The organism is Stenotrophomonas sp. 62841_Sma (assembly GCF_056482945.1).
Genome location: NZ_CM151224.1, coordinates 3,978,450 through 4,004,673 on the forward strand (window position 1 = coordinate 3,978,450; position 26,224 = coordinate 4,004,673).

The window sequence follows — 26,224 nt, forward strand, 5'->3', positions numbered from 1 at the left end:
CCCCCGGGAAAGACACGCAGCCGGGTTGGTAGAATGGCGCCATGTCAGATGCCACCACCGCCGTCCGCCCGTCGCTGCGCGATCCCCGCAACTGGCCGATGTTCGCCGCCATGCTCGGCGCCTTCGCCATCGCCCGCCTGCCGTGGATGCTGCAGCGTGCGCTCGGCCGGGGCGTCGGCTGGATCAGCTGGCGCCTGCTCGGCAGCCGCCGTCGCGCCGCCGAGGTCAACCTGCAGCTGTGCTTCCCGGAGAAGGACGAAGCCTGGCGCCAGCGCCTGGTGCGCGACAGCTTCGACGCGCTGGGCGTGGGCGTGCTCGAGTGCATCCGCGCCTGGTGGGGCAGCATCGACCGCATCCGCCCGCAGGTGAAGATCGAAGGCCTCGAGCATCTGCGGCAGATGCAGGCCGAAGGCCGCGGCGTGCTGCTGGTCTCCGGCCACTTCATGACGCTGGAGATGTGCGGCCGCCTGCTGTGCGACTACGTTGACCTGTCGGGCATGTACCGCAAGCACAAGAACCCGGTGTACGAATGGGCGGTGAAGTTTGGCCGCCTGCGTTATGCCAAGGCGATGTTCGCCAACGAGGACATCCGCGCGACCGTGCGCCACCTGAAGAAGGGCGGCTTCCTCTGGTATGCGCCGGATCAGGACATGCGTGGCAAGGACACCGTGTTCGTGCCGTTCTTCGGCCATACCGCATCCACCATTACCGCCACCCACCAGCTGGCGCGGATGACCGGCTGCGCGGTGATTCCGTACTTCCACCGCCGCGAGGGCGGGAAGTACTTCCTGAAGATCGGCGCACCGCTGGAGAATTTCCCCAGCGAGGATGTGGAAGCCGATACCACGCGGGTCAACCAGGCCATCGAAGAAATGGTGCGCGAAGCCCCGGACCAGTACCTGTGGATCCATCGGCGGTTCAAGCGCCAGCCTGGCGGCCGCAGCGATTTCTACAGATAACGGCTTGTATGGCGGACCGGGAACACTTGAACCACGCACGCACCAAGCGAGAAGAAGGCCGCACAATTGATTAAAAGCATGCGACGCCATCACGCAAGGAAGAAATGAACACAACAGAAGATTTTGCCTGCGCGGTGGAGCTTCCTTACTGGCAAGCCCCAAATGACGATCTGGCAGTGCAGTTTGAAGGCGACTCCTTGACTGCAACCTTCAAGATATGGAAATCCCCGTCCCGGTACTCAAAGCTGAAAGGATTGTTCGAATTCTCCGGCGTCTGGGCGGCTCGGTACCAGCGGCACAGAGATTTGAAGTATTACAGAGATCGCGAAGATGACACCTTCGCCTCGTGCTACTGGCTCATCCCGAACTCCTCATGGCTGAAAACCTTAAAGGCCGAAAGGTCTGCAAGCTTTCCTGGATGGGAAGACTATGAAGCTGGCGAATACACTCACTACATAATTCAAAGCAACGCGTTCTACATCGAAGTAATTGCCAGAAACATCAAGATCTCAAGAATAGATCCGTAAAAAAACACGCTTGTCGTGACAAGCCAATCCGTGACACGCACATCTTTACGCCTGCAGGAATCCGGGCGTCGCAATGTCCCGGGAGAAGCCTGCTCCTTTCGCTCGTTTCGTGGATGCGCGATCACACCGCTTTCGGTGCGTCGTCCGGTTCGCGGGCCAACAGGCTGCCGGCGAACAACGCGGCCAGCATCACCGTCAGGCCCCCCCAGAACGCGGAATAGAACGCCAGATGGGTATTGAGCGGGAATACGGTGACCGCCAGCGCCAGCATCGCCGGGCGCGCACGCTCACGGGCGGCGGCCGGTGCATATCGCCAGGCCCGCCAGGCCTGGGCCACCGCAGCCAACCACAGCAGAAGGCCGATCACACCGGTTTCCGCCAGGATCTCCAGCACGATCTGATGGGCATGCAACGCCGGGGCATCGCCCCACACCGCCGGTTCGTCGCCAGACACGCAGGCCGGATAGGCATCGCGGAAACCGCGCGCGCCGACCCCGTTGATCGGGTGCTCTTCAATCATGCAGGCCGCGGCGTCCCAGATCCGCGCGCGCCCCGACAACGCCTCGTCGACACCGCGTTCGCTCCCCTCCCAGGCCATCGCCGTACGTGCGAAGCGCTCACGCAGCTGCGGCACGCTGGCGGTCAGCACACCCGCTCCGAGGACAGCGACCAGCCCCAGCAGCGCCAACCGCTTCCAGCCGAACTGGCGCACGCCGCTGTAGGCCAGCACCAGCGCGAAGGTGATCCACGACGCGCGCGAGCCGGCCAGCAGCAGCACGCAGCCCAGCGCCGCCGCAGCCAGGACCCACCCTGGATTGCCGAAGCGGCGCGCCAGCGGCAGCAACAGGAACGGTGAAAGGCTGGCCAGCACCTGGCCGAACTTCAGGTTGCACGGCCCCAGCGCGCCACTGAGGCGATCGACCCATGCTGCCTCGCTGGCCGGGCACAACGCGTGACCGCTTACTGCAAACTTCAGCTGCTCAAGTGACCAGAACCACGGACTGGTACCCACGACCGCCTGCACCAGTGCATCCAGCGTCCACGCGGCGGTAATCAATGCGAGGCCACCGAAGGTCAGCCGCCGGCGTTCCGGCGTGGCCACGGCGATCGCCACCAGCCACATGAAGGGCAGGTAGCGCAGGCCGGCGGCCGCCTTGGTCCACGACGCCGCCGGATCGATCGCATCGAAGGCGGAGAACGCCTGCGGCAGCCAGTAACCGAGGAACAGGATCGAGGTCAGCGCCCACGCGGCGGGTGTCAGCAGGTGCGGGCGGCGCTGCAGGCGGCGCATGATCATGCGCACCGCGGCATACAGCGCGCCAAGACCCAGCACGGTTTCGGCGATGCCCGGCAACGGCCACAGCGCCACGTACGCCAGCACCCACCAGGGCGCCCAGCGCCCGGCGCGGTCCTCGCGCACGAGGGTTGCGGGGTCAGCCGGCGAGGTCGGCATAGAGGCGGAGGGTGTCGCGCTGCATGGCCTGCAGGGTAAACGGGATGCGGGTCGGCAAGGACGGCGGCTGCGCCAGCAGGGCCAGCGCACGTTCACCCAGCGCCCGTGCATCGCCCAGCGGCACGGCGCCGGCCGGCTGCAGCTGCTGCAGCAGTTCGCCGACGCCGCCATGGTCCCAGCCCAGTACCGGGCGACCGACCGACAACGCTTCGACCACGGTGCGGCCGAACGCTTCGGGCTTGTCCGACAGCTGCAGGACCAGATCGCTGGCCGCATAGGCCTGGGCGATGCGCGCGGTCGGCGTGCTGATCTGCACGGCGTCGGTCACGCCCAAAGCAGCCGCCTGCCGGCGCAGGTCGGCCACGTAGGCTTCACGGCCGGGTTCATCGGTGCCCAGCATCCACAGCTGTGCCGGCACACCGGCCGCGCGCACATCCGCCAGCAACTGCAGCGCATGAGCATGCCCCTTCAGCCGGGTGCCCCGCCCCGGCAGCAGCAGCAGCGGGCCCTCAACCTGCGCCAGCCACGGGTAATCGGCTGCCAGCGCCAGTCGTGGCCGACGGTCGGCGCGGGCCACGCGGGGAAACTGTGCGACATCGACGCCGCGCGGAATCACCTGCAGCCTCGCTTCGGGAACCGTCGGGTAGTGCCGCTGCACGTAGTCGCGCACGGTGTTGGACACGCAGATCACGCGTTCACCGCTGGTCATCACCGCACTGTAGCGGCTGGGCGAGTTCAACCCGTGCACGGTGGTCACCCAATGCGGGCGCTGTGCGGCAGGCATCGCGCGGATCGCGTACAGGCCCAGCCAGGCCGGCAGCCGCGAACGGGCATGCACGATGTCGGCGCCAACTTCAGCGAACAGGCGGCGCAGGGTCGGCAGGTGGCGCAGGGTCAGCAGCGATTTGCGGCCGATATCAAGGGTGAGGTGCTCGGCACCGCTATCGAGCAGCGGCTGCACCAGGCGGCCACCGGCGGAGACCACCAGCGCACGATGGCCGGCAGCGACCAGGGCCGCAGCAATTTCCAGGGTCGAGCGCTCGACACCGCCGGAGTGCAGCGCCGGCAGCAACTGCACCACGGTCAATCGGCGCATCGAAGGGGCGGCCGCTTAGTCGGCCAGCACGAACACGGAACCGCAGTACGGGCACTGCGCTTCGCCGTTGGGCTCGTCTTCGATCGGCAGGTACACGCGCGGATGCGAGTTCCACAGCGCCATTTCCGGGGTCGGGCAGCTCAGCGGCAGATCGCTGCGGTGCACGGTGTAGCGCTTCTCGGCGTTGGCGGGCGCAGTGGCGGTATGGCTCATGGCGGATGTCGATGAACGGGTTGCGAGGCCTGTGATTCTAGCATCTGGGCCGCCCCGACATTGCGCCGCAACGGGTCTTTGCGCGTACCGGGCCGATTCCCTGCGGCCCTGCATGCCACCTCGGGACGGGGTGCCGGTGGAAATTCCCGATCGATCCTGCAGGTTCACGCCGAAAATCCGCCGACAACAATATTTCCCGCATTTGGATCGAACTAAATGGCACTTGTCAGGTTGCCACGGCTGTTGCAGGATCGGGCCAGGTCGTAAACCGGCCCACTCCAATCCGACCCGATCGCATGGCCCGCCCCCACCGGACCGGTATCGCTTCTTCCACTGCCATCCCGGCGGGCGGAGCGATGCTGTCCGTGGTGTCCGCCGATGCGGGTTCTGCCCGCCGCCTGCCCTTCCGGGAGACCCTTGCATGACCCTGTCCGATCCACGCCGCGCCCTGCTTCCGCTCGCCCTGGCCCTGGCCTGTGCGACTACCGCGATGCCGGTGCTGGCACAGGGACTGCAGACCTCGTTCGAACCGGGCCAGCCGGCGCCGGCACCGGCCGCAGGCGCACTGCAGGTCACGATCGGCAACGGCCCTGCTGCGCCTTACGCCGCCAAGCGCAATGCGGGCTACAGCGGCCTGCATGCACTGCGCTACAGCAGCGAAGGCGGCAGCGCGCGACGCGAGCTGTTCAAGGCGGACATGACCATCGAGGCCGATACCACCCTGTCGTGGCTGGTGCTGCCGGAGATCGTCGGCAAGGACACCGTGGCCTCGACCTATGTGTCACTGGACCTGCTGCTGGACGATGGCAGCCGCGTTTCGGCCAGCGCTGCACGCGACCAGCATGGCGTGGCCATCGGTGCGCGCGCGCAGGGCGATTCGAAGACGCTGTATCCGCAGCAGTGGGCGCGCAAGGCGGTGCGGCTGGGCGACGTGCCCGCGCTGAAGGGCCGCCGCGTGGTGGCGATCGAACTGGAGGTGGCCAGTGCCGACGGTGCACCGGTCTCGGGCTGGATCGATGACGTGCGCCTGGACACAGTGCCACGTCAGCAGCCAGCGCGCGTCTCCGACTGGGTGCTGACCACCCGTGGCACCCAGGCCAACGGCACCTTCTCGCGCGGCAACAATTTCCCGGCCACCGCGGTACCGCACGGATTCAACTTCTGGACCCCGGTGACCGATGCCGGCGCACTGAACTGGCTGTACCGCTGGAACGAACAGAACGACGCACAGAACCGCCCGCAGCTGCAGGCGCTTGCGCTGAGCCATCAGCCCAGCCCGTGGATGGGCGACCGCCAGACCTTCCAGGTGATGCCCTCGGCCAGCCGTGGCGTGCCGGAGGCCGACCGTCGCAAGCGCGCGCTGTCGTTCGAGCGCAGCCATGAAAGCGCGCGCCCGTATCGCTACGACGTGCGCTTCGACAACGGCATCGCGGCCGCCATCGCGCCGACCGATCATGCCGCGCTGTTCCGCTTCGAGTTCCCCGAGGGCGGCGACGCCAACCTGCTGTTCGACAATGTCGATGCACGCGGTGGCCTGACCCTGGACGCTGCCACGCAGACACTGTCCGGCTACACCGATACGCGCAGCGGGCTGTCCAACGGCGCCAGTCGCATGTACGTGGTGGCCAGCTTCGACAGGCCGTGGCGCAGCAGTGGGCGCCTCAACACCGGCCGACCGACCGGTTACATCAAATTCGATGCCGGCAGCGACCGGCGGGTGACCATGCGCATCGCCACCTCGCTGATCTCGGTGGAGCAGGCACGGCACAGCCTTGCCCTGGAAATCGCCGCAGCCGATACGCTGGAAAGCGTGGCCGGCCGTGCGCAGGATGCATGGGATGCGCGCCTGGCCCGTTTCGACATCGGCGATGCCAGCGACGACCAGAAGACCACGCTGTACTCCAGCCTGTACCGGCTGTTCCTGTACCCCAATTCCGGCCATGAGAACGTGGGCAGCGCCGCCGCACCGGAGTGGCGCTACGCCAACCAGGCCAGCGCCAGCGATGACAACACCGAGGGCAGCGCGACCCGCAGCTATGCCGCCGTGCGCGACGGCAAGGTATTCGTCAACAACGGCTTCTGGGACACCTTCCGCACCACCTGGCCGGCCTATGCGCTGTTCACGCCCGACGATGCCGGGCAGCTGGTGCAGGGCTTCATCGAGCAGTACCGCGCCGGCGACTGGATCGCACGCTGGTCGTCGCCGGGCTACGCCGATCTGATGGTCGGCACCAGCTCCGATGTGGCCTTCGCCGACGCATGGCTGAAGGGCATCGGCGGGTTCGATCCGGCCGAGGCCTATGCCGCCGCGCTGAAGAACGCGACCGTGGTGCCGCCGGACCGCCATGTCGGCCGCAAGGGCATGAACCGTTCGACCTTCCGCGGCTATGCCAGTGCCGACGTGCACGAAGGCATGTCGTGGACGATGGAAGGCGCACTCAATGACTTTGGCATCGCCAACATGGCCGATGCCCTGGCCAAGCGCGCGACCGCGCCCGCCGCACGCGAGCGCTACAGCACCGAGGCCGACTACTTCCGCCATCGCGCCGCCAGTTACGCGACGATGTTCGATCCGGCGGCAGGCTTCTTCCAGGGCCGCAAGGCCGATGGTCGCTGGCGCGTGGACGCAAAGGCCTACGATCCGCGCGTGTGGGGCCACGACTACACCGAATCCAATGGCTGGACCTTCGCCTTCACCGCCGCCCACGATGGCGAAGGCCTGGCCGCGTTGTATGGCGGCCGCGAAAAGCTGGCGGCGAAGCTGGATACCTTCTTCGCCACACCTGAAACCGCGGACCCGGCACTGGCCGGCTCGTACGGCGGCACCATCCACGAGATGACCGAAGCGCGCGACGTGCGCATGGGCATGTATGCGCACAGCAACCAGCCGGCGCACCACATCCCGTGGATGTACCTGTACGCCGGGCAGCCGTGGAAGACCCAGCAGCACGTGCGCGAGATCCTGTCGCGGTTGTACGTCGGCAGCGAGATCGGCCAGGGCTACCCGGGCGATGAGGACAACGGTGAAACCTCGGCATGGTACGTACTGGCCTCGCTGGGCCTGTACCCGCTGCGCATGGGCGCCCCGGAGTACGTGATCGGCTCGCCGGCATTCGAGCATGCACGGGTGGAGCTGCAGGGTGGCGCGGTGCTGACCGTGAACGCGGCCAACAACTCGCGTGAGAACGTCTACGTGCAGTCGCTGAAGATCAACGGTACGCCGTGGACGAAGACCTGGGTGCCGCACGACCTGATCGCCAAGGGCGCGACCCTCGACTTCGTGATGGGACCCCGCCCCTCGCGCTGGGGCAGCGGCGTGGACGATGTGCCGCGCTCGTTGACCGCGCGCGGCCAGCACCCGCAGCTGCTGCACGACCTGCTCGGCAGCGGCGCGAAGGCGACGCTGGCCGATGGCCGTGCCCTGCCCGCGCTGGTCGATGACGATGCCGGCACCACGGTGGGTCTGGGCGCCGGTGCAACCATCGCGCTGACCGGCCTGGCCGAGGGCACCCCGACAATGTACACGCTGACCAGCGGTGACGGCCGCATCCAGGGCGGTGAGTGGACGCTGGAGGCGCGCAACGGCGGCGGCAGCTGGGCCGTGCTCGACCAGCGCAGCGGCGAAGACTTCGAATCCGCCCGCCAGACCCGTCCGTTCCGCATCGCCAAACCCGGTCGTTACAGCGAGTACCGCCTGCGCCTGGCGGCACCGGCACGGCTGCCGCTGGCGGAGATCGAACTGCTGGCGGCCGGCACCGTACAATGAGCTGCATGCGCTTCCGTCTACTGCCTCTGGCCCTTGTTGCCCTGTCCTTCTCAAGCTTCGGCCAGACCCAGGCGTTCGATACGCAGCTGACCCGCGACGGCGTGACACTGAACTACCAGGACGCCCGTGGCGCCCTGGCCGCACCGCAGCGCAAGCGGGTGATCGATACGTTCTTCTTCGCGTACCTGCGCGAACGTGCGGACTTCCATCCCGCTGCGCCGTCAATGGTGCGCATCGTGATCGATCCGGCCTACACCGGCATCGCCTTCGTCGGCGACAAGGACCAGGCAGCGACGATCACCATCAATCCGGGTTGGCTGGCGCAGCACCCGAACGACATCGACCTGGTCACCCACGAGGCGATGCACATCGTGCAGGGGTATCCCGGCTATGGCGATGCACGGGTACCGGGCTGGCTGGTGGAAGGCATCGCCGACTACGCGCGCGACCGCTACGGCATGGACAACGCCGCCGCTGGCTGGGCATTGCCGGTGAAGGTCGAGAAGGGGCAGAACGTCGACAGCGGCTACCGGGTGACCGGTGCGTTCCTGAAGTGGGCGGAGGCGGAACATCCCGGCCTGGTGCTGGCACTGGACAAGGCCCTGCGCGACGGCCGCTATGCACCGGCGCTGTGGCAGAAGCACACCGGCAAGGCACTGCCGGCGCTGTGGGCGCAGTACGCCAAGCCGCGTTCGGATGCACCGGCACCGGCGCCGGCACGGCGCGGCAAGCGCTGACCGCAGGTAGCACCGTGGCTTGCCCGGCGAAATGCCTGTTTCGCCGCGCTGCGCGCCCGCCTGGCATGGCCCGGCATGACCTGCCCAACGGGATCTCATTACGATCTCACGCGGAGTAATCCGACAAGTCGGATAGGCGCCTGTTCACAACAGCACGCGGCAGCAACCGACATCGTGACTGAGCGAGGGTCGCTAACCTTGCTTGCATGAAAATCAGAACCAAGGTCGGTAGGCGCAAAGCGGTCGTTGTGCTGGTGACAGGAGCAGCCATTGCACTGATCACGACCGCGATCTGGACGAGAAGCAACACGCCGAGCGTTCTCGCTGTTGCCCCCCAAGAGCAGCAGACCGTACGGGTTCGTATCAACGGAAAAGATGCTGCGATCGAGACGACGCAGGCCGCAAGCGTTGCCGCCGCCGGGACTCAGTTGATTGCAATTCGCCGAAAGTTGTCGCCCCAGCAGGCCCTTCTGCTGGCGCAGGACATAGCGCGTTGCACAAACGCCGCAAGCTTGGCGGAAACAGACATTCCGACGGGACTGACTCCCGACCAGCAGCGTGAGTTCCGGGAAAACGTTCTGGGTGACTCAGACTGCTCCGCTCTTGAATCAGAACACTCCATCTATGACCTCGCCTACTACGCGGCGTCAGACGGCGACTCCACTGCGAAATTGATGTTCTCGGGACTGGCGTCTCATCAGTTCGACGATGAGCACTCCATGTTCGATGAAGAGCTCGTCAAGCGATTCAAGGAAGCGACAGTGAGATTCCTCAACGAAGCCGCGGACTCGGGTGACAGCAATGCCCTGATGCTTCTTGCGGCCACCTTTGAGGATGGCCTGCATGTGCCTCGCGATGCAGCACGCGCACACGCCTATGCGCGCGCATTCAGCCAGGCCAGTGGCGGCAAGGGGCTTCGCTATGCCGAGCGACTCTGGAGCCAACTCTCACCGGACCAGCAACGGGAATCGAACCGATGGCATATCGAGATATCGAATCGAAGAAAAGGAGAAATGAAATGAAAGGAAAGTCGAAACGCAATCGCTGGCTGATGATCGTGGTCGCGTGCCTGGGTGGCACAGCAATCGCAGCGTCGGTTGGGAAATTCTACTGCGGCAAGTCTTGCAGTTTCGATGGACCCTACCTACAGGACGGTGAAGCACATGGATTCCTCCGATCAACGATCAATCCAAAAGTTGATTCTTGGATTGACGCGAAAGGATCCCCCAAGACTGTGGAGCTCTGCAACGGCAGCGTCTGCGCGAAATATCGCTACAGGAAAGGAACTGTGCTGTGGGAAAAGATCTCTGAGTACAGCAGCAACTGGGTTGGCTCCAACGTAGGTGGAGGAGGTGGCGGTGGCGACGGAGGCGGCAGTTTTGGTGGCGGAGGTGGCTGGGGATATGGTGGCGGTGGCGGTGGCGGCGGAAGGGTGACCATCGGAGATATTTCGGTAGCTCAATAGCTGCCACTGCGGCACACCTTGGTTGCCACGTTCGCTCGGTAGCGCCAGGCCACACCCGGCGAAATGCCTGATTCGCCACGCTGCGCGCTCGCCGGGCATGGCCAGGCGCTACCACATCACTGCCTCAGCGCGACCGCACGAAGCCGGCGTAGAGCGCGAACAGCTGCTGGAAGTACCGCCGCGTCACTCGATTGCGCATGACACCCTCGCCCATGAAAAGTTGGTCGGGCCCAGGGTGGGAAGGCCGGTCCGGTCCCTTCCCACGGCCGGGCCGCGTGGGGGTATTGGGCCGCAACGGCGTTGCAGGGACATGACCGGGCGGCGTAGCGCGTGTGGCACAGGCCGGCGGGCGGTAGAGCCGGCCGCTGGCCGGCTGCGGTGGTGGTGGACATGATTGCGGTTGCTGGCCAGCGGCCGGCACTACCCGTTTCCGCTTTGCGGAAACAGAAACGCGCCCCGGGGGGCGCGCTTCTGCAGCTGACGCTGGAAAGAAGGCTTACGCCTTCTTTTCCGCTTCCAGCTGCTTGCGGATCTGCGCATCCACCGCCGCAATGGCGGTCATGTTCAGGATCCTGCGCGAGGTCGCGCTGGTGGTCAGGATATGCACCGGCTTGTTCACGCCCATCAGGATCGGGCCGATCGCCACGCCGTCGGTGAACACACGCACCAGGTTGTAGGCGATGTTGGCCGCTTCCAGGTTCGGCAGCACGAACAGGTTGGCGCGACCCTGCAGGGTCGAGCCCGGCAGCAGCTTCTGGCGCAGCGCTTCGTCCCATGCGGTGTCACCCTGCATTTCGCCATCCACGTTCAGACGCGGGTTGCGCTTGAGCAGCAGCTCGCGCACCTGGCGCATCTTCAGCGCGTCCTTCGAATCGTGGCTGCCGAAGTTGGAGTGCGACAGCAGCGCCACCTTCGGCTCGATGCCGAACAGCTTCATGCGGTAGGCCGCCTGCAGGGTCGCTTCGCACAGCTGCTCGGCGGTCGGGTCTTCCTGCACGTGGGTATCGACGAAGAAGAACACGCCCTGCTGGTTGATCACGCCGGTCATCGCCGAGGTCGAGGTGACCTTAGGCTCCAGCGGCAGCACGCTGCGCACGTAGCCCAGCTTCTTGTGGAAACGGCCGACGATGCCGGTCAGCATCGCATCGGCTTCGCCACGGGCCACCATCACTGCAGCGATCAGGGTCGGGCGCGAACGCATCAGGTTCTTCGCCGCGGCCACGGTCACGCCACGACGGCCGGTCAGGCCGTGGTAGTACTGCCAGTACTCGTTGAAGCGCGGGTCGTCGTTGATGTTGGTGACTTCAACGTTCTCGCCGATCTTCAGGCGCAGGCCGAGGCGCTCGATGCGCGACTCGATCACTTCCGGGCGGCCGATCAGGATCGGGTGCGCCAGGCCGTCATCGACCACGTTCTGCACCGCCTGCAGCACCACTTCCTCTTCGCCCTCGGCATACACAACGCGCTGCTTGTCGCTGCGCGCGCGGTCGTAGACCGGCTTCATCATCAGGCTGGTGCGGTAGACGAACTGGGCCAGCTTGTCGCGGTAAGCGCCCATGTCGTCGATCGGGCGCGAGGCCACGCCCGAGTCCATCGCGGCCTGGGCCACGGCGGCCGACAGCTCCACCAGCAGGCGGCGGTCGAACGGGCGCGGGATCAGGTATTCACGACCGAAGCTCGGGGTCTCGCCGCCATAGGCCGAACCCATGTCGGTGGCCGCACGACGCGCCAGCGCCGCGATGGCGCGCACGCAGGCGATCTTCATTTCCTCGTTGATCGCGGTCGCGCCCACGTCCAGCGCACCACGGAACAGGTACGGGAAGCACAGCACGTTGTTGACCTGGTTCGGGTAGTCCGAACGGCCGGTGCCGATGATCGCGTCCGGACGGGCGGCGCGCGCCAGTTCCGGCATGATTTCCGGGGTCGGGTTGGCCAGCGCGAAGATCACCGGATCCGGCGCCATGGTCTTGACCATGTCGGCAGTCAGGATGCCCGGCGCCGACAGGCCCAGGAAGATGTCCGCGCCGTCGACGATCTCGGCCAGGGTGCGCTTGTCGGTGTCGCGCGCATAGCGCTGCTTTTCCGGGTCCAGGTCGGTACGGCCGGTGTGGATCACGCCCTCGCGGTCGAAGGCCAGGATGTTCTCCGGCTTCAGGCCCAGCTGCACCAGCATGTTCACGCAGGAAATGCCGGCCGCGCCCATGCCCGTGGTCGCCAGCTTCACTTCCTCGATCTTCTTGCCGGTGATCGCCATGGCGTTGAGCACCGCTGCGCCGACGATGATCGCCGTGCCGTGCTGGTCGTCATGGAACACCGGGATCTTCATGCGCTCGCGCAGCTTGCGCTCGACCACGAAGCATTCCGGCGCCTTGATGTCTTCCAGGTTGATGCCGCCGAAGGTCGGCTCCAGCGAGGCGATGATGTCGACCAGCTTGTCGGGGTCGGTTTCATCCACTTCGATGTCGAACACATCGATGCCGGCGAACTTCTGGAACAGCACACCCTTGCCTTCCATCACCGGCTTGCCGGCCAGCGCGCCGATGTTGCCCAGGCCCAGCACCGCGGTGCCGTTGGAGATCACCGCCACCAGGTTGCCGCGGGCGGTCAGCTCGCTGGCCTGCTGCGGGTCGGCCTTGATCGCTTCACAGGCGTACGCCACGCCCGGCGAATACGCCAGCGACAGGTCGCGCTGGGTCAGCATGGGCTTGGTAGCGGAAACCTTGATCTTTCCCGGCGGGGACATCCGGTGGTAATCGAGGGCGGCCTGTTTGAAATCTTCGTTGGACATCGATGTGGGTTACATGAATGGGCAGAAGGGACAGGGGATGATACCCCCGTTGGAGCGTCTGGACCTGTCGCTATCCTGTCGCAAGCATGCTGCGACCGCACAATTCCGTGCCGTATGCGACGGTACCGCGAGACCAGCTTCGGCGCTCCGCATGACAGCCATGGGTCGCCTTGAAACGCCGCGGGGCCGTACCACTGTCGTGATCGGCCCCGCGGTACCACACACCTGGATCAGCCCCTGGCCGGCAGCGCCTCGGGCACGGCATCGACCAGCGGCGGCAGTTCGCTTTCGCGGCCATCCAGCGCCAGCTTCAGGCGGTTGCGGTCCAGCGCCCCCTCCCAGCGCGAGACCACCACGGTGGCCACGGCATTGCCGATGAAGTTGGTCAGCGAGCGGCATTCGCTCATGAAGCGGTCCACGCCCAGGATCAGCGCCATGCCGGCCACCGGCACCTCCGGCACCACGGCCAGGGTGGCGGCCAGGGTGATGAAGCCGGCGCCGGTGACGCCGGCCGCGCCCTTGGAGCTGAGCATGGCGACCAGCAGCAGGGCAATCTGATGGCCCAGGGTCAGTTCGGTGTTGGTGGCCTGGGCGATGAACAGCGCCGCCAGGGTCATGTAGATGTTGGTGCCGTCCAGGTTGAACGAGTAGCCGGTCGGGACCACCAGGCCCACCACCGACTTGCTGCAGCCGGCGCGTTCCATCTTCTCCATCAGCGACGGCAGCGCCGACTCCGACGAGGAGGTGCCCAGCACCAGCAGCAGTTCGGCCTTCAGGTAGCGCGCCAGCTTGAACACCGAGAAGCCGCACAGGCGGCAGACCAGGCCCAGGATGACCGCCACGAACAGGAAGGCGGTGAGGTAGAACGAACCCACCAGCCAGGCCAGGTTGATCAGCGAGCCAACGCCGTACTTGCCGATGGTGAAGGCGATTGCGCCGAAGGCACCGATCGGCGCGGCCTTCATCAGGATGTGCACCAGCTTGAACACCGGGGCGACCAGCGCCTCCAGGAAGTTCACGATCGGCTTGCCCTTCTCGCCCACCGATGCCAGCGCGATGCCGAACAGCACGGCCACGAACAGCACCTGCAGGATGTTGCCATCGACGAACGCGCTGAGCAGCGTCTTCGGGATGATGTCCATCAGGAAGCCGACCAGGGTCAGGTCATGCGACTTCTCGACGTAGCTGTGCACCGCGGTCTGGTCCAGCTCGGCCGGATTGATGTTCATGCCGGCGCCGGGCTGCACCACGTGCGCCACGATCATGCCGACGATCAGCGCCAGCGTGGAGAAGAACAGGAAGTACGCCATCGCCTTGGCGAATACGCGGCCCACCGTGCGCAGGTGGGTCATGCCGGCGATGCCGGTGACGATGGTCAGGAAGATCACCGGTGCGATGATCATCTTCACCAGGTTGATGAAGGCATCGCCGAGCGGCTTCATCTTCTCGCCGATCAACGGTTCGTAGTGGCCGAGGATGGCGCCCAGGACGATCGCCACGATCACCTGGAAGTACAGCTGGCGATAGATCGGCAACGGCTTTGCAGGCACCGGTGCTGCGGTCGGGATGTGCATGGCGGACTCCGGAAGGGGCGTTTTCAGGCACGTACGGCCCCGGGACTGCACGGGAACCGTTACCGTGGAAACTGACCGCAGGCCCTGTGCAGCACGCGCAGGGGGTGCGACCAATGGACGCCTTTGTACGCGCCGGGCACGCTGGCGCAGATAACCTATTGGTACTAGCCCCCCGGTTCAGGTGGCCGCGATGCCTACACTGGCGCCGCACCGCCCGATCACGGGGAGGCCGGTGGCCCGAGCTGAACGGCCGGGCGCGTCATTGCGAAAGTTCCGGCCCTTGCGGCCGTTGTTGTCCTGTCCACACGCAATCTGAGAGAGCCGCACCCAACATGCGCCCGATTCCCACCTTGCTGGCCCTGTCGCTGGCCGCGCTTCCCGCCTTCGCTTCGGCTGCCGATTTCGACAACTGGCCGACCAAGTACGCCTTCGGCGACGGCACCGAGCTGGCCGCTACCGCCAACATCGCCTACGACTACAACGATTTCTCCTCGGGCAGCGGCCTTGAGGACGACGACGCCGTGCGCCGCAAGGAGTTCGGTGCGACGCTGAAGAAGAAGGGCGTCTACGACGCGATGGTCTATTACGACTTCCAGTCCGATACCTGGCTGGACGTGTTCGTGCGCTTCGAAAGCAAGGCCTTCTTCGGCCGCGACATCGGCCGCTTCCGCTTCGGCTACATGAAGACCCCGGTCGGCCTGGACGCGAACACGTCCTCGCGCGCCGGCAGCTTCCTGGAAACCGCGCTGCCGGTGCAGGCCTTCTACGCTGGCCGCCGCACGGGTGTGGAATGGGTGCTTGAGCGCCCGCAGTACCTGCTGCAGGCCGGCGCCTATGGCGGCAAGGACCTGCAGGGTGACAACCCCGGCACCACCCAGGCCGTGCGTGCGGTGTGGACCCCGGTGAAGGCGCCGGGTGACGTGATCCACCTGGGCCTGGCCTACTCGCAGGAAAATCCGCGCGGTTACAGCGATGGCCGCGACGTGCACCACGAGGCCAGCGCGCGCCTGCGCGCACGTCCGGAAGCCGGCCTGACCGACATCCGCTATGTCGATTCCGGCGCGCTGGTCACCGCCGACCAGATCCGCCGCACCGGCCTGGAAGGCATCTGGATCCGCGGCCCGTTCTCGGTGCAGGCCGAAGCCCTGCGCGCCACGGTCACCCGCCATGACGGCAAGCCCGACTACACCGGCAGCGGCCAGTACGCGATGGCGAGCTGGGTGCTGACCGGCGAATCGCGCCCGTACAACGCCGGTGCGGTGGCCAACATCAAGCCGGCGCACGACTACGGCGCGGTGGAACTGGTGGCCCGTTACAGCCGCATGGACCTCGACGATGGCAGCATCCTCGGCGGCCGCCAGCACGACCTCACTCTGGGTGCGAACTGGTACCTGACCAGCCACTTCAAGTTCCAGGCCAACTACGTCAAGGTCGACGCCAGCCGTCGCGGCGTGCACAGCACGCCGGAGATCTTCGAACTGCGCGCGCAGATGCACTTCTGACCCCTTCCACGTCAGATCCCGGCGGGCGTGCACGCCACGCCCGCCGGCCCTGCGTAGACTGCCGCCATGTACTGGCTCAGCCGCCACCGGATGCTGTTGCTGACCATCGCGGTGATGGTCGGCGGCACCGTGCTGTGTGCGGTCGCCGCCGGCCACTACGCCTGGCGGCGCGCCCTCGGCGAGGAAAGCAGCCAGGTACAACGCCAGCTGCAGTTGTATGGCCAGGGCCTGCAGCAGCGCATCGACCGCTTCGGCACCTTGCCGCAGGTACTGGCACTGGATCCGGATCTGCTGCACGCGCTGCGCGTACCGCCCTCGCCCACCGAACGGCAGCGGCTGAACCTCAAGCTGCAACGCGCCAATGAAGTCACCCGTGCCTCGACCCTGACCCTGGTCGGCCACGATGGCGTGGCGGTGGCGGCGAGCAACTGGGACCAGCCGACCACCAACGTCGGTGAGAACTACAGCTATCGTCCCTATTACCGCCAGGCGCTGGCCCAGGGCCGCGGCCGCTTCTACGGCATCGGCATGACCACCGGCGTGCCCGGCTACTACCTGTCTCAGGCCATCGAGGAAGACGGCAAGCGGCTCGGCGTGGTTGTGATCAAGGTCGAGCTGTCGGCACTGGAGCAGGAGTGGCTGAGCAGCCCTGACGTGGTGCTCGCCAGTGACGACCACGACGTGGTGTTCCTGGCCAACCGTGACAGCTGGCGCTACCGCCTGCTGCGCCCACTGGGCGCCGATGAGCGCCGCGAGATGCTGGACGCCCGCCAGTACGCCGATCGCACCCTGCAGCCACTGCGCGCACGTACCGAGGATGTACTGGCCGATGGCGGCCGCATGGTGCGCCTGCTGGATCCGGCATTGCCGCAGCCGATGCTGTGGCAGAGCCTTGCGCTGCCGGCCGAAGACTGGAACCTTCACCTGCTGCACGACGCCAGTGCCGCCACCGCCGCGGGCCGTGCGGCCGCGCTTACCGGAGGTGCTGCGTGGCTGGCGCTGGGCTTCCTGGTGCTGTTCGTGCAGCAGCGCCGGCGCCTGGCCAAGCATCGCCTGCGCAGCCGCCGCGAGCTGGAAACCCTGCTCAAGCAGCATGCACAGGAACTGCGCACCGCACAGGATGGCCTGCTGCAGGCCGCCACCGATGCCGACAGCGGCCTCAGCCGCAGCCTTGAACACCTGCCGCAGGGCGTGGTGGTGATCGACCGGGACCTGCGTCTGGTCGCATGGAATTCGCGCTACCTGGAACTGTTCCGTTTCCCGCTGGACCTGGTGCGCGTAGGGCGGCCGATCGAGGAACTGTTCCGCTTCAACGCACGCCGTGGCCTGCTCGGTCCCGGCCCGGTCGACGAGGCCATCGAGCGTCGCCTCAACCACCTGCGCAGCGGCCGTCCGCACATGCGCGAAAGTGAGAAGGACGACGGTACGGTGCTGGAAATCCGCGGCAACCCGCTGCCCGACGGCGGTTTCGTCACCAGCTACGCCGACATCACCAGCTACAAGAATGCTGCACGCGAACTGCGCTCGCTGGCCGATGCACTGGAACACCGCATCGCCGAACGTACCCACGACCTGGACGAAGCACGTCGCGAAGCCGAGCAGGCCAACCGCTACAAGACCCGCTTCGTCGCCTCGGCCGTGCACGACCTGCTGCAACCGCTCAACGCAGCACGCATGTTCGTCTCGGTGCTGCGCGGCAAGCTGAGCGACCCGGCGCAACAGCAGACCAGCGATCACATCGACGCTGCACTGGCCGCGCAGGATGCGATCCTCAACAGCCTGCTCGATATCGCGCGGCTGGAATCGGGCAGCCTGCCGACCCGTGTGCAGGCGTTCCGGCTCGGGCCGCTGCTGCAGACACTGGCGCGCGAATTCGGCATCGCCGCGCAGTCACGTGGCCTGGTGGTGGACTGGGTCGATACCGATGCGGTGGTGGTCAGCGATGAAGCGCTGCTGCGCCGCATCCTGCAGAATTTCCTGTCCAACGCGCTGCGCTACAGCGAGCGCGGTCGCGTGCTTCTGGGCTGCCGTCGCCGCGAAGGCCTGCTGTGGATCGAAGTGCACGACCAGGGCCCCGGCATCCCCGATGCGTTGCAGGGCGAGATCTTCGAGGAATTCCGCCGCCTGCACGACGGCCAGCAGCGCGGTGCCGGCCTTGGCCTGGCCATCGTCGACCGCATCGGCCGCCTGCTCGGACATCCGATCCGGCTGCGCTCGCAGCTGGGCCAGGGCAGCGTGTTCGCCGTGGGCGTGCCGTTCGGCGACGCCAGCGCGATACCCGCCACCGCGCCCGCGCCGGTGCTCGCGCAGGAACCGGCGGCGGACAACCCGCTGCGAGGGCGCCGGGTGTGGGTGATCGATGACGATCCGCACGTGTGCGCGGCCAGCCGCGCGCTGCTGGAGCGCTGGGGCTGCGAGGTGCTGCTGGCCGATGGCCCGCAGGCAGCGCTGCAGTTGGCCACGACGGCAACCGTGCCGGAGCTGGTGCTGCTGGATGTGCGCATGGGTGACCACCACGGCCCGGTGCTGTACGAGACATTGGCAGAGCTGTGGCGGGCCCGCCCGCCGGTGGTGCTGGTCACTGCCGAGCGCGATGCGGGATTGCGCGAGATGGCCGCCGAGCGTGGCTGGGGAATGATGGCCAAGCCGGTGAAACCGCCGGCGCTGCGGGCGCTGATGAGTCAGTTGTTGGTGCGGTATCGCGGGTGACAGTTGTCACCTTTGGAATGGCGGCACACACGATGGGGATCCGCTTACCGGATGCGCTTGAGGCCACATGCTGGCCCCTCGCGGCAAGGCGTGGCACTGTAGCAAGGCATTCCACCTGCTTGATGCACCATGATCAACGGCCCTCGCGAACGTCTTGAACGCTATCTGCTGGCACGTTCTCGGCATCCAGCGTGGCAGATCGTCGCTGCACGCCGGGCACCACTGATGCTCAGCTGCCTGCAGACGCTGTTCGAGGGCAGTTCGGACGGCGTTCCGGTCGAGGACGCGCAGACGGCCCTGGCCGACCTGTTCAGCGCCCACGCCGGCAACAGCGAACTGGACATCCAAGGGGATCCCGCAGCAGTCGCACGGCGTGAACTACGCGACTGGATTCGGCGCTCGCTGGTGATTGAACGCGAGAGTCGGCTGCACGCCACCGATGCACTGGAAAGCGCGCTTCGCTTCATCGGTTCATTGGAAGGACGGATCATGACCTCCACGGCCTCGCGCTTGGCGGTAGTGCAGCGCGAGATCGAGCATCTGGATGCGCGATTGAATAGCGACCCGGAAGCCCGCGCGATACAATTGCGTCAGCAGATCAAAACACTGCAGGATGAACTGACACGCGCCGAGGCCGGGCATGTCGAAGTGGCCAGCGCACAGGAAGCCAGCGAGGCGATCCGTGAACTGTACACCCTCGCCGTCGGCCTGCGCGCAGACTTCCGGCGCGTGGAAGACTCCTGGCGCGAGGCCGATCAGCGTCTGCGTCACGACATCGTCGCCGAAGGCAATCATCGCGGCGCGATCCTGCAGACCTTCCTGGATGGCCATGACGAACTCCTCCAGACTCCAGAAGGACGGGTATTCCAGACCTTCCACCTGCAACTGCGCGATGACGTCGAATTGCATGCCATGCAGCGGCGCCTGCGCAGGATCCTGGAGCACGAGGGCGCGCGCAATGCCCTGAATCCACCACAGGAAACCGAACTGCGACTACTGGTGTTGCGCCTGGTGAAGGAATCAGCCGTCGTGATCCGCACTCGCTCGCGCAGCGAGCGCGATGTTCGTGGGTTCCTGCGCACCGGCGTGGCCGCCGAACACAACCGCGTGGGCCAGTTGCTGAATGACGTGTTCCAAGCGGCGCAGCATGTCGATTGGTCGCGCCAGTCCGAACGACGCGCTCACTCGCCGCTGCCTCCAATCGCCTTCTCCTGCGGTGGTCTGCCCTTAGTCGAGCGCCTGCGCTGCAAGGACCTGGATACAGAAACGCGCCGCGAGCTGGCGCTGGAGCGCCACGCCGCCGACATCACCGAGGTAGAACCGGACTTCTGGGACGCGCTTGATGGCCTCGATCGGGAAGCACTGGTGCACGACACACTCGACTGGGTTCGCGAGGCCGGCACACCGGTGTCGCTTGTCGAACTGGCTGCGGCACTACCGCCCACGCATGATCTGGAGAGCCTGGCGGTATGGATCGGCATGGCACGCGAAGCCGCCAGTGACTTCACTGGCGACACCGAGCAGCTGAATGTGCTGGCCCGCGATGGTGGCACGCTGCGCTTCACAGTGCCGCACGTCCGGCTGGATCCGGATGCCTTGAACGACTTCGCGTGGGAACCATGACTCAAGCATCCAGCTCATTCCCGTTTTCCGATAGCGAGGCTCTGATGCCCTCCGTTCCCGATCCGACCCCAGCGCCGTCGACCACACTCCCCTTGGACACGCTGGTGCGGCAAGCTATGCTTGAACTGCTCCGCCACGGCCTTGTGGACGGTGCAAAGCCCAATCTGTACCAGATTGTGCTGAGCCAGGCGGATACCATCCGTGCGGTGCTGGCCAACCTCGACCTCGACGTCCGCATCGATGACATCCGTGGACTGGCCTATCTGGTCGTGGCCGATGGCGGCGATGACTTGGATGAGTGGTCACACCCGCTGGTACGCAAGCAGCGTCTAACCCTGGAACAGTCGCTGCTGGTGGCGATCCTGCGCCAGCAGTTCATTGCCCACGAAATTGAGTCGGGCGTCGGCGCCCTCCCCCCACAGCTGGATATCGATGACCTGCTGCCGCATCTGCAGGCCTACCTGGGTTTCCTCGGCAGCGACCAGCAGGAGCGCAAGCGGCTGTTGGCACTACTGGAACAACTCAAAGGCCATGGATTGGTATCGGACATCGACGAGCAGGAACGCGTCACCATCCGTCCGATCATTGTCCACCTTGCCAACCCGGAAAACCTGCAGGCCCTGCTGCAGGCCATGAACGACGCTGCCGATCGCGCGGGTGAATCCGCTGACAACAATGCGCGGGAGGAGGCATGAGCGACTCATCCCTGCTGCCCAGCAGCGTCCTGACCGATCTGGACCTGTACAACTGGGGGCCATTCGAAGGGCGCCACAGCGCATGCATGGACCTGGCCGGCACCGCCATCATAGGCCCGACGGGCAGTGGCAAGACCACCCTGATCGACGCGCTGATGACGCTGCTGGTGGCCGCGCCCCGATATAACCTTGCCTCCACTGGCGGACACGAGAGTGACCGCGATCTGGTGTCCTATGTACGGGGTGTGTCTGGTGCCGGCAACGACAGCAGCGATACCGCCCACATCGGTCGCCCGGGCGCCGTGGTCAGCGCGATCGCTGCGCGATTCAGCGACGGTGCGTCCACCGTCCGCGTCGGCGCCGTGTTCTGGTTCGATGGCACCAGTTCTGCGCTGGCCGACCTGAAAAGGCGCTGGCTGTTCTGCCTCTCCGACGAACCCGGACTGGACGCCTGGCTGGAAGCACATCGCGATGGCAGCGCACGAGGCCTGAAGGAACTGGAACGCCAGGTCCCAGGCGTGAAGGTCTATGAAACAAAGCAGACGTTCCTGTCCCGGCTGCGCAGCCATTTCGAGGTGGGTGAGAACGCCTTTTCGCTGCTCAACCGTGCCGCCGGACTCAAGCAGCTCAACAGCATCGACGAGGTGTTCCGCGAACTGGTGTTGGATGACCGTTCCGGCTTCGAAGGCGCGCGCGCGGTGGCGGACGAGTTCACGGTGCTGGTTGGCATCCGCGCCGAACTGGAAACCGCGCGCCGGCAGCGCGACGCGCTGCTGCCGGTGGAGCGCACCTGGAAGGACTACCAGGCGGTGCAGGCCGAGAACCAAGCGGCCCAGGAACTGCAGTCGCTGCTGCCGGTTTGGTATGCGGAGCGTAGGCACGACCTGTGGTCAGCATGGTTGACAGAGCTGCAGCAGCAGCGCACGGAGGTGCAACGGCAGCAACAGCAGGCCGAGCAGGACATCGCGCAGGCGCGCGAGCGGGAAACCCAGCTGCAGGCCATCTACATTGGCAGTGGCGGCGCCCAACTGGAAGTGCTCCGGCAACGCATCGACGCACAGCAGGTGCTGTTGGACCAGAAGCGCGAGCGGGCCGCACACTACCGTCAGATCGCCGCCGGACTGGATCTCCCGGTCCCTACGGATGATGCGACATGGCATGACAACCAACGAGCGCTGGCCGAACTGCGCGACGCCCAGACACAGGCATCCCAGCAACAGCGCAGTGCCGCTTGGGAGGCCGGCGCACGCTGGCAGGCGCTGGACAACGACCGGAAGAGGCTGGCCGCCGAACTGGCGCAGGCACGCCGCCATACCACGTCCAATGTCCCGGTAGCCCAGCAGATGTTTCGCCTCGAGATGGCCAATCATCTGCAACTGGACGAGAACGACCTTCCCTTCCTAGCCGAACAGGTGCAGGTCCTACCTGAGCATGCGCAATGGCGCGGCGCGATCGAGCGTGCCTTGGGCAGCGACCGCCTGCGCCTGATCGTGCCCGCGGCACGATTCGCGCAGGCCTTGGCCTGGATCAACAGCCGGGACAACAAGCTACATGTGCGCCTGCTAGATGCGCAACCATCCGCACGGGCACCCTCGTTCTTCGCTGACGGGTTCGCGCGCATGCTGGAGTACGCCCCCGGCCCGCACCGCGACGCCGTGAAGGCCTTGGTCTCAGGAAAGGATCGCCATTGCGTAGCCGACACACAGGCGCTACACCGCACAGCACATGCGATGACCGTGCAGGGCGGTCTCTCCGGAAGTGGCGGACGATTCGAAAAACAGGACCAGAAGCCACTGGACCGCGACTGGATGACCGGTTTCGATAACCGTGACCGGGTGCAGCAGCTGGAGCGATCAGTGCGCGAAAATGCCGAGGACACTGCCAGGGCCGACACTATAAAGCACGACGCGGTCCAGTGTGCCGAGACCACCGAGCGTGGCCTGCAGCTGATCACCCAGTTGCAAGCGATGCGTCTGGAGGACTTCGATCATGGCCGGATTGAACAGGAACTGCAGCACCTGATTTCCCAGCTGCAAGAGCTGACGTCCCCCAGCTCCAAGATTGAACACGCGCGCCTGGCCCTGGAAGCAGCCCAGGCGCATACGCGGATGAAGCTGGATGAACGCGCGGCCTTGACCGCCTCATCCGCGCAGTTCGAGAAGGACATCGCCGCAGCTGCGCAGCAGATGGACGCAGCTCGCACCAGTATCCAGGCGCCACTGGACAGTCAGCAACGGCAACGTGCAGCTGCTCACTTCACCGCTCCCCTGGCTGCCGATCCACACGCGTTGGATGCCCAGGAGCGTGTCGCCAGCCAGCGTATGGCCGATGAGGTCAAACGCAGTTCGACACGCCTGAACACCCTGACCCAGGCGCTCCTGCGCGAGCTGGCCGCCGCCAAGGCGCAAGATACCGGTGCGCTGAGCGAGGCCGGGATCAGCGTGGAGGATGTTCCGGCCTATCGCGCCCGATTGACCACCTTGGTGGAAGAAGCCCTGCCCGAGCGGCTGAGCCGCTTCCTGGACTACCTGAACCAGTCCTCCGACCAGGGCGTCACTCAACTCCTCAGCCAAGTGGACATCGAAGTTGCACAGATCGAAGAGCGCATCCACGCGCTCAATACCACGCTGTGCCGGGTCGACTTCCAGCAGGACCGCTATCTGCAACTTGAGCCCCAGCGCGTGGAGCACGAGTCATTACGCACATTGCAGAAGGCACGGCAGTACCTGCGAGCGGCACAGTTGAAGGACGACGAAGGCGAAGCCCACTATGAAGCGTTGGCGCAGGTCGTCGCGCTGCTGCGCGACGCCGCCGAACGGCGCAAGACCCAGGGCGCGCTGGCTCTGCTCGACCCGCGCTACCGCCTGCGTTTCGCAGTGCTGGTCTGCGAGCGCGGCAGCGGACGCATCATTGAAAAGCGGACCAGTTCCCAAGGAGGCAGCGGTGGTGAGAAAGAGATCATCGCCAGTTACGTACTGACGGCATCGCTGAGCTACGCACTGTGCCCATTGGGCAATGAACGCCCTCTGTTCGCCACCGTGGTGCTGGACGAAGCGTTCTCCAAGAGCTCGCACGCGGTGGCCGGCCGCATTGTGCGGGCACTTCACGAATTCGGCCTGCACCCGTTGTTCGTTACCCCGAACAAGGAACTTCGCCTGCTGCGCAACCATACGCGTTCGGCCATCGTGGTCCACCGGCGGGGCCGCCAATCGACCCTGACATCGCTGAGTTGGCAGGCGCTGGAGGATCACGCCCAGGTACGGCGGGCCGCAGAGGCCCTCCGCAGATGAAAACGCCTGAACAGATTAGCCTCTTGCTGGCGCGCCAGTGGGAAAAAGCGCAGGCCCGCGTGGACCTGACACTTGATGCCGCCGCGTGGCCACGGATCGTAGAGATCCCGCAACCCACGCCACTGCAGCTGGAACGGGACACCTCCGTCGTGCGTGCGCATCTCCAGCACTGGCGTAGCGTTGCTGTAGGCCACGTACGCTGGCAGCCACGCCGCTACCGCAGCGTCGCATCTGCCATCGAGCTGCCGGTCGCGTGGGAGTTCGCCAGCCTGCAGGAATGGGCGGCGGCGGCCGGCGCCGACGTCCAGCTCCAAGCGCAGCGGTTGCAGTTCCTGCAGCAGCATGCCCCCCAGGATATGCGCGGGCTGCTGGCGCGCCGCCGCGCCCTATGGCGCGAACGCAGCGACGAAGACGTAGTTCGCGCGTGCGCGGTGGCGGCACTGCTAACCCCGGGTATCGCCCAAGGGCAGCCACTACGGTCGCTGGCCCTCGGCGGCATGGACACGAAGTTCCTCGAACGCCACCAGGGCCTGGTCACTGCCCTGCTCGACCAGCGCTTCGACAACCAGGCCAGTGCGCAGGGCCTGGCTGCCTTCCTCGGTGGCCAGGACTGCGGCGAACACTGGCTGCGGGTGGTGCCGCTGACAGCGGGGCTGCTGCCCTTCGACCAGATCCGGGTGCGAGCCAGTGAGCTGATGCACGCGCCGCTGCCCGGCACACGGCTGCTGCTGGTCGAAAACGAGCACTGCGTTCACTTGCTGCCGGCACTGACCGATACCGTGGCTGTGCTCGGTTCAGGCCTGGATCTGGGATGGCTACAGGCTCCCTGGCTGCGTGGCCGCGCAGTGTGCTATTGGGGAGACATGGACAGCTGGGGCCTGCTGATGCTGGGCCGCGCGCGCCTGCACCTGCCGGAACTGCAGCGCGTACTGATGGACCGCCCCATGTTCGATCGCTACTGCGCGGCACTGGCAGTGAAGGAGCCGGTTCCCACCGATTCCACCCCACCCTTGGGACTGGACCAAGACGAGCAGGCGTTCCATCGCCATCTACTCATGCAACCGAAGGGGCGGATCGAACAAGAGCTTCTGCCCCGCGAGGCTGTGCTGTTGGCATTGCAGGCCTGGGGAGCGACGCACGGGGCGCAGTGATCGGTGTGTTACAGCCTCCCGCCGGCGTCGCCCTCGGGCTCCAGCGCCTTCACCAGCACTGCGGCCTGCGTGCGGCTGTGGCATTCGAGCTTCTTCAGGATCGCGGTGACATGCACCTTCACCGTGTTCTCGGCCAATCCCAGCGTATAGGCAATCTGCTTGTTGAGCAGGCCATCGGCCAGGCACAGCAGCACGCGGAACTGCTGCGGGGTCAGCTGGGCCAGGCGGCTGGCCAGCAGGGCGTCGGCCTCGGAGCGTTCGGCGGCCATCGCCGGGAACCACAGTCCGCCGTCCAGCACCGCCTGCACGGCCTCGCCAATGGTCTCGGCCGGGGCCGACTTCGGGATGAAACCAGCCGCGCCGAACTGCTGCGCGCGGCGGATCACACGGGGGTGATCGTTGGACGAGAGGATCACCACCGGGATGTCCGGATGCGAGCCGCGCACGTGCAGCAGCGCGGAAAAGCCGTGCGCGCCGGGCATGGTCAGGTCGAGCAGCACCAGGTCCACGTCCGGGTGCGCGTCGAGGGCTTCGGCCAATGCCTCGGCGCTGGCGACCTCGCGCACCTGCGCCAGCGGCAGGCTCTGCCGCAATGACTGCACCACCGCCGAACGCAGCAGCGGGTGGTCATCGGCGATCAGGATGGTGTATTCGCTCATGCCGCCATTGTACGGGC

The 26,224-nt window shown here is 66.1% G+C and carries 18 protein-coding genes; 12 read left to right on the top strand and 6 right to left on the bottom strand.

The genetic code is table 11. The features are described from left to right. Window positions 1-41: 41 nt before the first annotated feature. Entirely contained in the window at window positions 42-959 is a 918-nt protein-coding gene (locus ACZK5G_RS18600) for an LpxL/LpxP family Kdo(2)-lipid IV(A) lauroyl/palmitoleoyl acyltransferase (protein ID WP_423162526.1), read from the top strand. Between the two features lie 104 nt (window positions 960-1,063). After that, window positions 1,064-1,486, top strand: coding sequence for a hypothetical protein (locus tag ACZK5G_RS18605; RefSeq protein WP_478464361.1), 423 nt, complete (start codon window positions 1,064-1,066; stop codon window positions 1,484-1,486). Window positions 1,487-1,607: 121 nt separating this feature from the next. On the opposite strand, the gene ACZK5G_RS18610 is transcribed toward ACZK5G_RS18605, so the two are convergent. Genes ACZK5G_RS18610 through ACZK5G_RS18620 form a run of 3 tightly spaced genes read right to left on the bottom strand, consistent with a single transcriptional unit; the run spans window position 1,608 to window position 4,248 of the window. Next, window positions 1,608-2,939, bottom strand: a complete 1,332-nt coding sequence (locus ACZK5G_RS18610; RefSeq protein WP_478464363.1) for an O-antigen ligase family protein — start codon at window positions 2,937-2,939, stop codon at window positions 1,608-1,610. Next, complete coding sequence (locus ACZK5G_RS18615; protein WP_032129103.1) at window positions 2,920-4,035, bottom strand: glycosyltransferase; 1,116 nt, start codon at window positions 4,033-4,035, stop codon at window positions 2,920-2,922. The genes ACZK5G_RS18610 and ACZK5G_RS18615 overlap by 20 nt, the downstream gene beginning before the upstream one ends. A 15-nt stretch (window positions 4,036-4,050) precedes the next feature. After that, window positions 4,051-4,248, bottom strand: a complete 198-nt coding sequence (locus ACZK5G_RS18620) for a zinc-finger domain-containing protein (protein WP_005410967.1) — start codon at window positions 4,246-4,248, stop codon at window positions 4,051-4,053. 421 nt (window positions 4,249-4,669) lie between these two features. Here ACZK5G_RS18620 and ACZK5G_RS18625 point away from each other — a divergent pair, with 421 nt between their 5' ends. From ACZK5G_RS18625 to ACZK5G_RS18640, 4 genes are all read left to right on the top strand, one after another. Continuing rightward, window positions 4,670-8,014, top strand: a complete 3,345-nt coding sequence (locus ACZK5G_RS18625; protein WP_478464365.1) for a GH92 family glycosyl hydrolase — start codon at window positions 4,670-4,672, stop codon at window positions 8,012-8,014. After that, window positions 8,011-8,751, top strand: coding sequence for a basic secretory protein-like protein (locus ACZK5G_RS18630; protein ID WP_478464367.1), 741 nt, complete (start codon window positions 8,011-8,013; stop codon window positions 8,749-8,751). The genes ACZK5G_RS18625 and ACZK5G_RS18630 overlap by 4 nt, the downstream gene beginning before the upstream one ends. A 206-nt stretch (window positions 8,752-8,957) precedes the next feature. Next, the gene (locus ACZK5G_RS18635; protein ID WP_071228138.1) at window positions 8,958-9,773 is read left to right on the top strand and encodes a hypothetical protein; all 816 of its coding nucleotides are present in this window, start codon (window positions 8,958-8,960) and stop codon (window positions 9,771-9,773) included. Further along, the gene (locus ACZK5G_RS18640; protein WP_478464369.1) at window positions 9,770-10,216 is read left to right on the top strand and encodes a hypothetical protein; all 447 of its coding nucleotides are present in this window, start codon (window positions 9,770-9,772) and stop codon (window positions 10,214-10,216) included. The genes ACZK5G_RS18635 and ACZK5G_RS18640 overlap by 4 nt, the downstream gene beginning before the upstream one ends. A gap of 496 nt (window positions 10,217-10,712) precedes the next feature. On the opposite strand, the gene ACZK5G_RS18645 is transcribed toward ACZK5G_RS18640, so the two are convergent. Together ACZK5G_RS18645 and ACZK5G_RS18650 are read right to left on the bottom strand one after the other, a co-directional pair. Next, window positions 10,713-13,004, bottom strand: a complete 2,292-nt coding sequence (locus ACZK5G_RS18645; RefSeq protein ID WP_032129106.1) for an NADP-dependent malic enzyme — start codon at window positions 13,002-13,004, stop codon at window positions 10,713-10,715. Between the two features lie 230 nt (window positions 13,005-13,234). After that, entirely contained in the window at window positions 13,235-14,578 is a 1,344-nt protein-coding gene (locus ACZK5G_RS18650; protein ID WP_032129107.1) for a dicarboxylate/amino acid:cation symporter, read from the bottom strand. Between the two features lie 332 nt (window positions 14,579-14,910). On the opposite strand from ACZK5G_RS18650, the gene ACZK5G_RS18655 reads away from it, so the two are divergent. The 6 genes from ACZK5G_RS18655 (at window position 14,911) to ACZK5G_RS18680 (ending at window position 25,548) form a co-directional block, all read left to right on the top strand. Continuing rightward, the gene (locus tag ACZK5G_RS18655) at window positions 14,911-16,080 is read left to right on the top strand and encodes an OprO/OprP family phosphate-selective porin (protein WP_071228137.1); all 1,170 of its coding nucleotides are present in this window, start codon (window positions 14,911-14,913) and stop codon (window positions 16,078-16,080) included. A gap of 66 nt (window positions 16,081-16,146) precedes the next feature. Beyond that, window positions 16,147-18,789: a hybrid sensor histidine kinase/response regulator gene (locus ACZK5G_RS18660; protein WP_478464371.1), complete on the top strand. Its 2,643-nt coding sequence runs from the start codon at window positions 16,147-16,149 to the stop codon at window positions 18,787-18,789. A 129-nt stretch (window positions 18,790-18,918) separates the two neighbouring features. Then, the gene (locus ACZK5G_RS18665) at window positions 18,919-20,412 is read left to right on the top strand and encodes a DUF3375 family protein (RefSeq protein ID WP_478464372.1); all 1,494 of its coding nucleotides are present in this window, start codon (window positions 18,919-18,921) and stop codon (window positions 20,410-20,412) included. Between the two features lie 44 nt (window positions 20,413-20,456). After that, window positions 20,457-21,107, top strand: coding sequence for a DUF4194 domain-containing protein (locus ACZK5G_RS18670; protein ID WP_478464373.1), 651 nt, complete (start codon window positions 20,457-20,459; stop codon window positions 21,105-21,107). After that, window positions 21,104-24,397, top strand: coding sequence for an ATP-binding protein (locus ACZK5G_RS18675; RefSeq protein ID WP_478464375.1), 3,294 nt, complete (start codon window positions 21,104-21,106; stop codon window positions 24,395-24,397). The genes ACZK5G_RS18670 and ACZK5G_RS18675 overlap by 4 nt, the downstream gene beginning before the upstream one ends. Next, window positions 24,394-25,548, top strand: coding sequence for a Wadjet anti-phage system protein JetD domain-containing protein (locus ACZK5G_RS18680; RefSeq protein ID WP_065428867.1), 1,155 nt, complete (start codon window positions 24,394-24,396; stop codon window positions 25,546-25,548). Before ACZK5G_RS18675 ends, ACZK5G_RS18680 begins: the two co-directional genes overlap by 4 nt. A gap of 8 nt (window positions 25,549-25,556) precedes the next feature. Here ACZK5G_RS18680 and ACZK5G_RS18685 read toward each other — a convergent pair whose 3' ends face one another. Then, the gene (locus ACZK5G_RS18685; protein ID WP_049463669.1) at window positions 25,557-26,207 is read right to left on the bottom strand and encodes a response regulator; all 651 of its coding nucleotides are present in this window, start codon (window positions 26,205-26,207) and stop codon (window positions 25,557-25,559) included. Window positions 26,208-26,224: the final 17 nt, after the last annotated feature.